13 protein-coding genes are annotated in these 12,181 nt (G+C 57.6%); 12 read left to right on the top strand and 1 reads right to left on the bottom strand.

The genetic code is table 11. The features are described from left to right. Positions 1 to 67: 67 nt before the first annotated feature. The 9 genes from nifE (at position 68) to nifM (ending at position 8,176) form a co-directional block, all read left to right on the top strand. The gene (gene nifE / locus ACFX4O_RS06700; protein WP_380208039.1) at positions 68 to 1,441 is read left to right on the top strand and encodes a nitrogenase iron-molybdenum cofactor biosynthesis protein NifE; all 1,374 of its coding nucleotides are present in this window, start codon (positions 68 to 70) and stop codon (positions 1,439 to 1,441) included. Positions 1,442 to 1,451: 10 nt separating this feature from the next. Further along, on the top strand, positions 1,452 to 2,837 hold the full coding sequence (gene nifN / locus ACFX4O_RS06695) for a nitrogenase iron-molybdenum cofactor biosynthesis protein NifN (RefSeq protein ID WP_380207827.1): 1,386 nt from the start codon (positions 1,452 to 1,454) through the stop codon (positions 2,835 to 2,837). Then, the gene (locus ACFX4O_RS06690) at positions 2,824 to 3,282 is read left to right on the top strand and encodes a NifB/NifX family molybdenum-iron cluster-binding protein (protein ID WP_131411163.1); all 459 of its coding nucleotides are present in this window, start codon (positions 2,824 to 2,826) and stop codon (positions 3,280 to 3,282) included. The genes nifN and ACFX4O_RS06690 overlap by 14 nt, the downstream gene beginning before the upstream one ends. A 206-nt stretch (positions 3,283 to 3,488) precedes the next feature. Next, entirely contained in the window at positions 3,489 to 4,313 is an 825-nt protein-coding gene (gene nifU / locus ACFX4O_RS06685; protein ID WP_380207826.1) for a Fe-S cluster assembly protein NifU, read from the top strand. Between the two features lie 32 nt (positions 4,314 to 4,345). Then, positions 4,346 to 5,539, top strand: coding sequence for a cysteine desulfurase NifS (nifS, locus tag ACFX4O_RS06680; RefSeq protein ID WP_380207825.1), 1,194 nt, complete (start codon positions 4,346 to 4,348; stop codon positions 5,537 to 5,539). Positions 5,540 to 5,548: 9 nt separating this feature from the next. Then, positions 5,549 to 6,694 (top strand): homocitrate synthase, encoded by a 1,146-nt coding sequence (gene nifV, locus ACFX4O_RS06675; protein ID WP_380207824.1) that lies wholly within the window; start codon positions 5,549 to 5,551, stop codon positions 6,692 to 6,694. Positions 6,695 to 6,696: 2 nt separating this feature from the next. Further along, a complete protein-coding gene (locus ACFX4O_RS06670; RefSeq protein WP_380207823.1) occupies positions 6,697 to 6,954 on the top strand; it encodes a nitrogenase-stabilizing/protective protein NifW in 258 nt (85 codons plus the stop codon). After that, complete coding sequence (locus tag ACFX4O_RS06665; RefSeq protein WP_380207822.1) at positions 6,951 to 7,394, top strand: nitrogen fixation protein NifZ; 444 nt, start codon at positions 6,951 to 6,953, stop codon at positions 7,392 to 7,394. Before ACFX4O_RS06670 ends, ACFX4O_RS06665 begins: the two co-directional genes overlap by 4 nt. Next, positions 7,391 to 8,176 (top strand): nitrogen fixation protein NifM, encoded by a 786-nt coding sequence (gene nifM, locus ACFX4O_RS06660; protein WP_380207821.1) that lies wholly within the window; start codon positions 7,391 to 7,393, stop codon positions 8,174 to 8,176. Before ACFX4O_RS06665 ends, nifM begins: the two co-directional genes overlap by 4 nt. 38 nt (positions 8,177 to 8,214) lie before the next feature. Here nifM and ACFX4O_RS06655 read toward each other — a convergent pair whose 3' ends face one another. Continuing rightward, positions 8,215 to 8,745 carry a flavodoxin gene (locus ACFX4O_RS06655; RefSeq protein ID WP_380207820.1) on the bottom strand — a complete coding sequence of 177 codons (531 nt, stop codon included), beginning with the start codon at positions 8,743 to 8,745 and terminating at the stop codon, positions 8,215 to 8,217. Between the two features lie 14 nt (positions 8,746 to 8,759). Between ACFX4O_RS06655 and ACFX4O_RS06650 the strand changes: the two genes are divergently transcribed. The 3 genes from ACFX4O_RS06650 (at position 8,760) to nifA (ending at position 12,158) form a co-directional block, all read left to right on the top strand. Further along, a complete protein-coding gene (locus tag ACFX4O_RS06650) occupies positions 8,760 to 9,020 on the top strand; it encodes a hypothetical protein (RefSeq protein WP_380207819.1) in 261 nt (86 codons plus the stop codon). Positions 9,021 to 9,099: 79 nt separating this feature from the next. Further along, entirely contained in the window at positions 9,100 to 10,587 is a 1,488-nt protein-coding gene (nifL, locus tag ACFX4O_RS06645) for a nitrogen fixation negative regulator NifL (RefSeq protein ID WP_380207818.1), read from the top strand. Continuing rightward, positions 10,584 to 12,158 (top strand): nif-specific transcriptional activator NifA, encoded by a 1,575-nt coding sequence (gene nifA, locus ACFX4O_RS06640; RefSeq protein ID WP_380207817.1) that lies wholly within the window; start codon positions 10,584 to 10,586, stop codon positions 12,156 to 12,158. The genes nifL and nifA overlap by 4 nt, the downstream gene beginning before the upstream one ends. Positions 12,159 to 12,181 lie beyond the last annotated feature (23 nt).

Genomic DNA, 12,181 nt, shown 5'->3' with positions numbered 1-12,181 from the left:
TCAATCACTACTTTCTGGCTTGCGATTTGCACCGTTAACGCTAACCCAACCAGAAAATGAGGTGATGATGAAGGGGAACGATATCCTGGCGCTGCTCGATGAGCCTGCCTGCGAGCATAACCATAAACAGAAATCTGGCTGTAGCGCGCCAAAACCCGGTGCCACCGCCGGAGGTTGCGCCTTCGACGGCGCACAAATCACCCTGCTGCCGTTTTCCGATGTGGCGCATCTGGTACATGGCCCGATTGGCTGCGCCGGTAGTTCATGGGATAACCGCGGCAGCCTGAGCTCTGGTCCACGCATCAACCGGCTTGGATTCACCACCGATTTGAACGAGCAGGATGTCATCATGGGGCGTGGCGAACGGCGGTTGTTTCACGCGGTACGCCATATTGTCGACCGCTATCACCCGGCGGCGGTATTTATTTACAACACCTGTGTTCCGGCAATGGAAGGCGATGACATTGAAGCTGTCTGCCAGGCTGCGGCAACCGCCACCGGAGTGCCCGTGATTGCCGTTGATGTGGCCGGTTTTTACGGTAGCAAAAACCTGGGTAACCGCCTGGCGGGCGACGTGATGGTGAAAAAAGTCATCGGCGGACGCGAACCCGCGCCGTGGCCGGAAAATACGCCTTTTGCCCCGGCGCATCGCCATGACATTGGCCTGATTGGCGAATTTAACATCGCCGGAGAGTTCTGGCATATCCAGCCGCTGCTGGATGAGCTGGGAATTCGCATCCTGGGTTCCCTTTCCGGCGACGGGCGTTTTGCCGAGATCCAGACGTTGCACCGTGCGCAGGTCAATATGTTGGTTTGCTCCAGAGCGCTGATTAATGTCGCCAGATCGCTGGAGCAACGCTACGGCACACCGTGGTTTGAAGGCAGTTTTTATGGCGTTCGCGCCACCTCCGATGCCCTGCGCCAGCTGGCAACACTCACCGGCGATAACGATTTAATGGCGCGAACCGAGCAACTGATCGCGCGTGAGGAGCACGCCGCAGAACAGGCGCTGGTGCCGCTGCGCGAACGTTTACGCGGCAGGAAGGTGTTGCTCTATACCGGCGGCGTTAAATCCTGGTCAGTCGTTTCGGCACTGCAGGATCTCGGCATGACGGTCGTCGCTACCGGAACCCGTAAATCCACCGAAGAGGATAAACAGCGCATCCGTGAACTGATGGGCGATGACGCTATCATGCTGGATGAGGGCAATGCCCGCTCCTTGCTGGATGTGGTCTATCGCTACAAAGCCGACATGATGATCGCTGGCGGACGCAATATGTACACCGCCTATAAAGCGCGTCTGCCCTTTCTGGATATTAACCAGGAACGTGAACACGCTTTTGCCGGTTATCGCGGCATCATCACCCTTGCCGAACAACTTTGTCAGACCCTGGAAAGCCCGGTCTGGCCGCAAACGCATACCCGCGCGCCGTGGCAATAAGGAGCTAACAATGGCCGAAATTCTTCGTAATAAAAAACCGCTGGCGGTCAGCCCGATAAAAAGTGGCCAACCGCTCGGCGCGATCCTTGCGAGCCTGGGATTCGAACAGAGCATCCCGCTGGTACACGGCGCACAGGGGTGCAGTGCGTTCGCGAAAGTTTTCTTTATTCAACACTTTCACGATCCCATTCCGCTGCAATCAACGGCGATGGACCCCACATCCACCATTATGGGTGCCGATGAAAACATTTTTACCGCGCTCAACGTTCTCTGCCAGCGCAACGCCGCGAAATCCATTGTGCTGCTCAGCACCGGGCTTTCAGAAGCCCAGGGCAGCGATATTTCTCGGGTGGTGCGCCAGTTTCGTGACGATTTCCCCCGCCATAAAGGCGTTGCGCTGCTCACCGTAAACACGCCGGATTTCTATGGCTCGCTGGAAAACGGCTACAGCGCAGTGCTGGAAAGCATGATTGAACAGTGGGTGCCCGCGCAGCCCGCCACCAGCCTGCGCAACCGCCGCGTGAACTTGCTGGTCAGCCATTTACTGACGCCGGGCGATATCGAATTGCTACGCAGTTATGTTGAAGCCTTTGGCCTGCAACCGGTGATTGTGCCGGATCTGTCGCTGTCGCTGGATGGGCATCTGGCAAACGGTGATTTTTCGCCCGTTACCCAGGGAGGAACGTCGCTGCGCATGATTGAACAGATGGGGCAAAACCAGGCCACCTTCGTGATTGGTAACTCGCTGGGGCGTGCAGCAGGGTTACTGGCGCAGCGCAGCCGTGGCGAAGTGATCACCCTGCCACATCTGATGACGCTTGAAGCGTGCGACACGTTTATCCATCGATTGAAAACGCTCTCCGGGCGGGATGTCCCCGCGTGGATTGAGCGCCAGCGCGGGCAAGTTCAGGATGCGATGATCGATTGCCATATGTGGCTACAGGGTGCCGCTATCGCCATGGCAGCAGAAGGTGATCACCTGGCGGCGTGGTGCGATTTCGCCCGCAGCCTGGGCATGATCCCTGGACCGATTGTCGCGCCGGTCAGCCAACCGGGATTGCAACATCTGCCGGTCGAAACGGTAGTGATAGGCGACCTGGAGGATATGCAGGATCTGCTGTGTGATACGCCTGCCGCGTTGCTGGTGGCCAACTCTCATGCCGCCGATCTCGCCACACAGTTTGATTTGTCGCTTATCCGCACCGGTTTCCCGGTTTATGACCGTCTGGGAGAATTTCGTCGTGTACGCCAGGGCTATAGCGGCATTCGTGACACGCTGTTTGAACTGGCGAATGTGATGCGTGAACGCCATCACCCCCTTGCAACCTATCGCTCGCCGCTGCGCCAGCACTTTGGCGACAACGTTACGCCAGGAGATCTGTATGCCGCATGTTAATCGTCAGTTCAGCACTATTTGCTCGGACGAATGGTCAATGAAAGTCGCCTTTGCCAGTTCTGATTATCGCCATGTGGATCAGCACTTTGGCGCCACGCCAAAATTAGTGGTCTATGGCGTCAAAGAGAGCGAAGTCACGCTGTTGCGGGTGGTGGATTTCTCCGTGCTCGCCGGGCACCAACAAGAGAAGCTCAATTGTCGCATTCACGCGCTAGAAGATTGCGTCACGCTCTACTGCGTGGCGATTGGTGAAGCTGTTTTTCGCCAGCTTTTGCAAGTCGGCGTGCGCGCGGTACGTGTACCACAAGAAACCACGATTGCCGGGTTGTTACAGGAAATTCAGCACTACTGGTATGACAAAGAGCAGCGTAAAACCGCCCGCAATCCGCAACGCTTCGCCCAGTTTCTGCAGGAACAGACATGGCAGGAAGAAGATGAGCATTAGACACAGTCCATGTCGGTTGTGTGACAAAGCCAACATAAAATTGCGACACAGCGCAAAGTTTTATGTTGGTCTCAATTTTTAATTTATTGAAATATAACGTTTTTCTCTTCTGGTACTGCTTTTGCTTGGTTGTCATAACCCGCCGTTGATTGAGGCGGTGAAATGCGCAACGGCGCTTTCCGTCATCTCTCCTGGGAGCCAGGCACATGTGGAATTACTCCGAGAAAGTGAAAGATCATTTTTTTAATCCCCGTAACGCGCGGGTGGTAGATAACGCCAACGCCGTGGGCGATGTGGGATCGTTGAGCTGTGGCGATGCGCTGCGACTGATGCTACGAGTAGACCCGCAAAGTGAAACCATTCTCGAAGCCGGGTTTCAGACGTTTGGCTGCGGCAGCGCGATTGCCTCCTCTTCCGCTCTCACCGAGCTGATTATTGGCCGCACGCTGGCGCAGGCCGAGCAAGTGACCAACCAGCAGATTGCGGATTACCTCGATGGCCTGCCGCCGCAAAAAATGCACTGCTCGGTGATGGGTCAGGAGGCGCTGCGGGCGGCAATCGCCCATTACCGTGGCGAAACGCTGGAAGATGATCACGAAGAAGGCGCACTGATTTGCAAATGCTTCGGCGTCGATGAAGGGCAAATTCGCCGGGCGGTACTGAGCAATGGCCTGACCACCCTTGAAGAGGTGATCAACTACACCAAAGCGGGCGGCGGCTGTACCGCGTGCCATGAAAAAATTGAACTGGCGCTGACCGATATTCTCGCGCAGCACCCGCAGGCCGCTATTCCCGTCGCCACAGAGAAAGATCCGCACTGGCAGGAAGTGGTCGATGCGATCACCGAATTACGCCCGCATATCCAGGCCGATGGTGGCGATATGTCGCTCCTGAGCGTCGCCAATCACACCGTGACCGTCAGCCTTTCCGGGAGTTGCAGCGGCTGCATGATGACCGACATGACGCTGGCCTGGCTGCAGCAAAAACTGATGGAGCGTACCGGCTGTTATATGACCGTTGTGGCCGCCTGAGCCACCACATTTCAACCGTTGGGGGAGAAACTATGAAACAGGTCTATCTGGACAATAACGCCACCACCCGTATCGACCCGATGGTGCTGGAAGCGATGATGCCATTCTTAACCGAACATTACGGTAACCCGTCGTCGATTCACGACTTTGGCACCCCTTCCCGCGCCGCGCTTGAACGCGCACACCAGCAAGTCGCCGCGCTGCTGGGCGCCGATCACAGCAGCGAAATCATCTTCACCTCCTGTGCAACCGAAGCCACCAGCACCGCGCTGCACGCCTGCATCGAGTTGATGCCTGAGCGCCGGGAGATTATTACCACCGCCGTTGAACACCCAGCCACCCTCGCCGTGTGTGAACATCTGGAACGTCAGGGCTACCTTATTCATCGCATTGGCGTCAATACCAGCGGCGCGCTGGATATGGAACAGTATCGTCGCGCACTGAGCACACGTGTGGCGGCGGTGAGCGTGATGTGGGCGAATAACGAAACCGGCGTACTGTTTCCGGTTATTGAGATGGCCGCCATGGCGCAGGAATATGGCGCACTGTTTCACTGCGACGCGGTACAAGTGGTTGGCAAAATTCCACTGGATATCGCTCGCACGCAGATCGATATGCTCTCCTGCTCGGCGCATAAACTGCACGGCCCGAAGGGTGTTGGCTGCCTCTATTTGCGTCGTGGCACGCGCTTTCGTCCTCTGTTGCGCGGTGGGCATCAGGAGCGTGGTCGCCGCGCCGGTACTGAGAATATCGCCGGGATTGTTGGCATGGGCGCAGCGTGTGAACTGGCGCAGATACACCTGCCAGGTAGCGTAGGCATCGCCAGCCTGCGCGATCGCCTGCAAAACGAACTGGTGAAACAGGTGCCGTCAGTGATGGTGATGGGCGGCGATCAACCTCGCGTCCCTGGCACGGCGAACCTGGCGTTTGAATTTATCGAAGGGGAAGCCATTTTACTGCTCCTCAACCAGGCCGGGATCGCCGCCTCCAGCGGCAGCGCCTGCACCTCTGGCTCGCTGGAACCGTCGCATGTGATGCGGGCAATGAACATTCCCTACACGGCAGCGCATGGCAGTATCCGTTTTTCACTCTCGCGCTACACGCGGGAAAAAGAGATCGACTATGTAATAGAGACGCTGCCAGGCATTATTGCGCGTCTGCGCGCACTTTCCCCGTACTGGCAGGAAGGCCCGACACCCGCCACATTTACGCCGGTTTACGGCTAAGGCGGCAACATGCCCAGCGTACTGATCAATGACACCACGCTGCGCGACGGCGAACAGAGCCCCGGCGTTGCCTTTTGCGCTAGCGAGAAAATCGCCATTGCCGAAGCGCTGTTTGCCGCCGGCGTGACCGCGCTGGAAGTCGGCACGCCAGCGATGGGGCGCGAAGAACGCCAACGGATGCGCCAGGTGCGCCAGCAACTGCCTGACGCCACGCTAATGGCCTGGTGTCGCATGAACACCGACGAAATCGCCCAGAGCGCCGATCTCGGCATGGACTGGGTGGATATCTCGCTGCCCGCCTCTGATAAGCTGCGGCAGTACAAATTGCGCGAACCGCTGCCGGTCGTGCTGGATAAGCTGGCCACACTGATTGCACAGGCGCGACACCAGGGGTTACAGGTCTGTATTGGTTGCGAAGACGCTTCACGCGCCAGCGATCGGACATTGGCGGACATTGCGCAAGTCGCCATCAGCGCAGGCGCACAGCGGTTGCGTTTTGCCGATACCCTTGGCCTGCTCGACCCGTTAACCACCACACAGCGCATCAGCGCCCTGCGCCAATGCTGGTCCGGTGAAATTGAAATGCACGCCCATAACGATCTCGGAATGGCGACCGCCAATACGCTGGCAGCGGTACGCGCCGGAGCAACCAGTGTGAATACGACCGTGCTGGGTCTTGGCGAACGCGCCGGAAACGCCGCGCTGGAAACCGTCGCGCTCGGTCTGAGCCGCTGTCTGGGGCTGGATAGCGGTGTGGATTTCACGCAATTACCGTTGCTCTGCCAGCAGGTCGCCGATGCCGCCCGGCGCCCCATTGACCCACAACAACCGCTGGTTGGCGCGCAGGTATTCACCCACGAATCCGGCGTGCATGTCGCCGCCCTGCTGCGCGATCGCGAAAGCTACCAGGCCATCGACCCGGCGCTGATGGGGCGTGAGTACCGGCTGGTGCTCGGTAAACACTCTGGTCGTCAGGCCGTGGAAGGCGTGTTTACCCGGCTGGGCTATCACCTTAACGCCCTGCAAATCGACCTGCTGCTGCCCGCCATTCGCCGCGTGGCTGAGAGCAGCAAACGCACCCCGCATGACGATGAACTGATCGCGCTTTACACCACATTGTGTGGCACAAGCGCCCCACACCTGGCGAGAGGCTAAAGATGGAATGGTTTTATCAGATTCACGGCGTGGCTGAACTCGACAGCGCCGAATCCTTTTTTACCTTTTTCTCCGTTCCTTATGAACCGCTAACGCTGCGCCGTTGCTGCCTGCCGGTGCTGCGCGAATTTCATCAGCGCCTGCGCGACAATGTACCGCTGCGTAATCTGCTCGAGGTCACTCCCCCCGAGCCCTGGCTACTGGCGCGCAAACTGCTGGCGGAAAGCTACGAGCACTGTACAACGGAGTACACATCATGAAGCGAAAGTATGCGTTCGGTGAGGAAGTCCGCGTTAGCCGCGCTATCCGCAACGATGGCACCATGCCGGGTTACCGGCGCGGTGATTTGCTGGTGCGCCGGGGTAGCACGGGTTTTGTTCGTGAACAGGGCACTTTCCTGATGGATAAAGTTATCTATCAAATCCATTTTCCCGACTGCGGCTTGATTGTTGGCTGCCGTGAACAAGAATTGCTCCCACTTTCCGAACCCTGGCACGCCGGGCAGTTCCAGTACGGCGATACCGTCGCCTGCCGCCACGCGCTGGCCATCGGCGACAACATTGTAGTGGCCGCCGGAGAACAGGGTCATATCACCGCCACGGGCCAGGGAGAGGATGCCGATAGTTACACCGTCACCTTTTCCGGGCGCTGGTTTCAGGTTTCCGCCAGCGCCATGATCTTACTGGAGACGCCACTATGATGCCGTGGGAGCGTTTCGCCCGCCGACGGCTGGCGCTGACCCGCTGGCACTGCGAGCCGGAAAACATCCCGGCGGCACACCAACAAGCATTTGACCGTGCCTGGGCGCGCCAGCGCCAGCTCGAACAGGCGGTCGTTAATATGACACGCGACGAAATCATTACTGACGATGCACGTAATGCCGTGGCGGCATCACTGGCACCGCAGCTCAATGAAAGCCCTTTTTCCCCAGCCGAGCGCCAGGCGGTGATTGCGCATCATGTGCACCTGGAAACGCAGTTTGCTGAAATAGCAAGCACAGCCCCCGTCCCGGACGAAGAGAGCGTGCTGCGTTGGTATCAGCAACATCGGGCGCAATTTATGCGCCCGGAACAACGCTTAACCTCGCACTTGCTGCTTACCGTAGAGCAAAATGATGCCGAGGTACGAAAGCAGATAACCCCTATTTATCAGCAAATCAGTAACAACCGCTCTGCCTTTGCCCGGCTGGCAAGACACCACTCGCACTGCCCCAGCGCGCTGGAAGGTGGGCGTCTGGGCTGGGTAAGTCGCGGTCTGCTCTTTCCGGAACTGGAAAAGGTGCTGTTTACGCTACAAACAGATGAGATTAGCCAGCCTGTCGAAACGGCACTCGGCTGGCATTTGCTGTGGTGTGAACAGATTCGCCAACCCGCACCGATGGCCCAGGAGGAAGCGCTGGCGAAAGCGCGGGAGTATTTGTACCGCCAGTCCCAGCAGCAGTGGCAACGTCAGTGGCTGGCATCCTTATTACAGGCGCGCTGAAAAGCCCGGCGATGGTTGTCAACCGGGCTTTTCAGGCATTAGAGAATCAGCGGTTTGAGCGTGTCCAGCCACGCCTCAATGCGTTCATCACTCAGGTCGTACTGGTTATCTTGATCCAGTACCAGACCAATAAAGTTATCCGCCTCAAGCGCGGACGACGAACCAAATGTGTATCCCTCATTCGGCCAGTGACCAACCATCTGCGCACCGCAGCTTTTCAGCGTGTCGTACAGCGGGCGCAGGCCACTGGCGAAATTATCCGGGTAACCCACCTGATCGCCCAGACCAAACAGCGCCACCGTTTTACCACTCAGGCTATCGCTTTGCAGTTGGGTGACAAATTCACTCCAGGACTCATCCTCGCACCCCGCCGCAAGCCCCGGCAACTGCCCGTCCCCAAGCGTCGGGGTGCCTAATACCAGCACCGGATAAGAGAGAAAGGTTTCAAGGTCGGTCCGGTTGATATTGACCGGCGCATCCGCCAGTTCACCCAGTTTTTTATGGATCTGTTTGGCAATTTTGCGGGTCTTGCCGGTGTCGGTGCCGAAAAAAATTCCAATATTTGCCATAACACGCGCTCCTGTTGAAAAAGAAATTCCGCCGAGAAAATGCGGTGAACGCGTTAGATATTGCGAAGAGCGTGCCAGTTTTCGTTACGAGCAACCCCTGCACCAGAATGGTTATTTATGCACCAGTCTGGCGCTTTTTTTGGCAGCGCATCTTCTCGCAAATGCCCACCAGACGGGCCTTTGGCGCTTATATCGCGCTGAATACCGATCTGGATCAAGGTTTTGTCGGGTTATCAGCCAAAAGGTTCACTCTTTGCATGGTTATACGGGCCTGACATGTTGTCCGGGCGAAAGTCGCCAGGTGGCACAAATTGTCAGAACTACGACACGATTAACTGACCGCAGGAGTGTGCGATGACCCTGAATATGATGATGGATGCCAGCGCCCCCGAGGCAATTGCCGGTGCGCTCTCGCAACAACACCCTGGGCTGTTTTTTACCATCGTTGAGGAAGCCCCCGTCGCCATTTCACTGACCGATGCCGAAGCCCGCATTGTCTATGCCAACCCGGCGTTTTGTCGCCAGACCGGCTATGAACTTGAAGCGTTGTTGCAGCAAAATCCCCGCCTGCTTGCCAGTAAGCAAACACCACGGGAAATCTACCAGGATATGTGGCACACCCTGTTGCAACGCCGACCCTGGCGCGGGCAATTGATCAACCGTCACCGTGACGGCAGCCTTTATCTGGTCGAGATCGATATCACCCCGGTGATTAACCCGTTTGGCGAACTGGAACACTACCTGGCAATGCAGCGCGATATCAGCACCAGTTATGCGCTGGAGCAGCGATTGCGTAATCACATGACGCTGACCGAAGCGGTGCTGAATAACATTCCGGCGGCGGTGGTCGTAGTGGATGAACGCGACCATGTGATCATGGATAACCTCGCCTACAAAACGTTCTGTGCCGACTGCGGCGGAAAAGAGCTCCTGAACGAACTCAATTTTTCAGCCCGTAAAGCGGAGCTGGCAAACGGCCAGGTATTACCGGTAGTGCTGCGCGGCGCGGTGCGCTGGTTGTCAGTCACCTGCTGGGCGCTGCCTGGCGTCAGCGAAGAAGCCGGTCGCTACTTTATCGATAATACGTTGACGCGCACGCTGGTGGTCATCACCGACGATACTCAACAGCGCCAGCAGCAGGAGCAAGGACGGCTTGACCGCCTTAAACAGCAGATGACCAGCGGCAAACTGCTGGCAGCGATCCGCGAAGCGCTCGACGCCGCGCTGATCCAGCTTAACTGCCCTATCAATATGCTGGCGGCGGCGCGGCGTTTAAATGGCAGTGATAACAGCAATGTGGCACTGGATGCCGCGTGGCGTGAAGGCGAAGAAGCGATGGCGCGGCTGAAACGTTGCCGCCCGTCGCTGGAACTTGAAAATGCGGCAGTCTGGCCGCTGCAACCCTTTTTTGACGATCTGCGCGCGCTTTACCACACCCGCTACGAACAGGGTAAAAATTTGCAGGTCACGCTGGATTCTCATCATCTGGTGGGGTTTGGTCAACGCACCCAGTTGTTGGCCTGCCTGAGTCTGTGGCTCGATCGCACGCTGGATATTGCCGACGGGCTGCGTGATTTCACCGCACAAACGCAGATTTACGCCCGCGAAGAAGAGGGCTGGCTCTCGTTGTATATCACTGACAATGTGCCGCTGATTCCGGTGCGCCATACCCACTCGCCGGATGCGCTTAACGCGCCGGGAAAAGGGATGGAGCTGCGCCTGATTCAGACGCTGGTGGCACACCACCATGGCGCGATAGAACTGACGTCACGCCCCGAAGGGGGAAGCTGCCTGACCCTGCGATTCCCGCTATTTCACTCACTGACCGGAGGCTCAAAATGACCCAGCAAACCGAGTCGGGTAATACCGTCTGGCGCTTCGATTTATCCCAGCAATTCACCGCAATGCAGCGGATAAGCGTGGTACTCAGCCGGGCCACCGAGGTCGATCAGACGCTCCAGCAAGTGCTGTGCGTATTGCACAATGACGCCTTTTTGCAGCACGGAATGATCTGTCTGTACGACAGCCAGCAGGCGATTTTGAATATTGAAGCGTTGCAGGAAGCCGATCAGCAGTTGATCCCCGGCAGTTCGCAAATCCGCTACCGTCCGGGCGAAGGGCTAGTCGGTACGGTGCTTTCACAAGGGCAATCTTTAGTGCTGGCGCGTGTTGCTGACGATCAGCGCTTTCTTGACCGCCTCGGGCTGTATGATTACAACCTGCCGTTTATCGCCGTGCCGCTGATCGGGCCGGATGCGCAGACGTTTGGTGTGCTGACGGCGCAACCCATGGCGCGTTACGAAGAACGGTTACCTGCCTGCACCCGCTTTCTGGAAACGGTCGCCAATTTGGTGGCACAAACCGTGCGTTTGATGGCACCACCGGCAGCGCGCCCTTCCCCGCGCACAGCTATCACGCAGCCCGCCAGCCCGAAATCTTGCAGCGCTTCACGCACATTCGGCTTTGAAAACATGGTCGGTAACAGCCCGGCGATGCGCCAGACCATGGAGATTATTCGCCAGGTTTCTCGCTGGGACACCACCGTTCTGGTGCGCGGCGAGAGCGGCACCGGCAAGGAACTGATTGCCAACGCCATCCACCACAATTCGCCGCGCGCCAGTGCGCCATTTGTGAAATTCAACTGTGCGGCGCTGCCGGACACACTGCTGGAAAGCGAATTGTTTGGTCACGAAAAAGGGGCATTTACCGGCGCGGTGCGCCAGCGTAAAGGCCGTTTTGAGCTGGCCGACGGTGGCACGCTGTTTCTTGACGAGATTGGGGAAAGTAGCGCCTCCTTTCAGGCGAAGCTGCTGCGCATTTTGCAGGAAGGCGAAATGGAACGTGTCGGCGGCGATGAAACATTGCAAGTGAATGTGCGCATTATTGCCGCGACTAACCGCAATCTTGAAGATGAAGTCCGTCTGGGGCACTTTCGCGAAGATCTTTATTACCGCCTGAATGTGATGCCCATCGCTCTGCCCCCGCTGCGTGAACGCCAGGAGGACATTGGCGAGCTGGCGCATTTTCTGGTGCGTAAAATCGCCCGGAACCAGAATCGTACGCTGCGCATTAGCGAGGGGGCTATCCGCTTGCTGATGAGCTACAACTGGCCCGGTAATGTGCGTGAACTGGAAAACTGCCTTGAGCGCTCTGCGGTGATGTCGGAGAACGGCCTGATCGATCGGGACGTGATTTTGTTTAACCATCGCGACAATCCAACCAAACCGCCGGTTATCAACGTCACGCACGAAGATAACTGGCTCGATAACAACCTTGATGAGCGTCAGCGGCTGATTGCGGCGCTGGAAAAAGCGGGATGGGTACAAGCCAAAGCGGCGCGATTGCTGGGGATGACGCCACGCCAGGTCGCCTATCGCATTCAGACGATGGATATTACCCTGCCAAGGCTGTAAACAGCGGTTGTGGCATTCGGCAC

Source organism: Kosakonia sp. YIM B13571 (genome assembly GCF_042788095.1).
Taxonomy (GTDB): Bacteria; Pseudomonadota; Gammaproteobacteria; order Enterobacterales; family Enterobacteriaceae; genus Kosakonia; species Kosakonia quasisacchari.
This window is presented reverse-complemented; position numbering and strand designations above follow the sequence as displayed.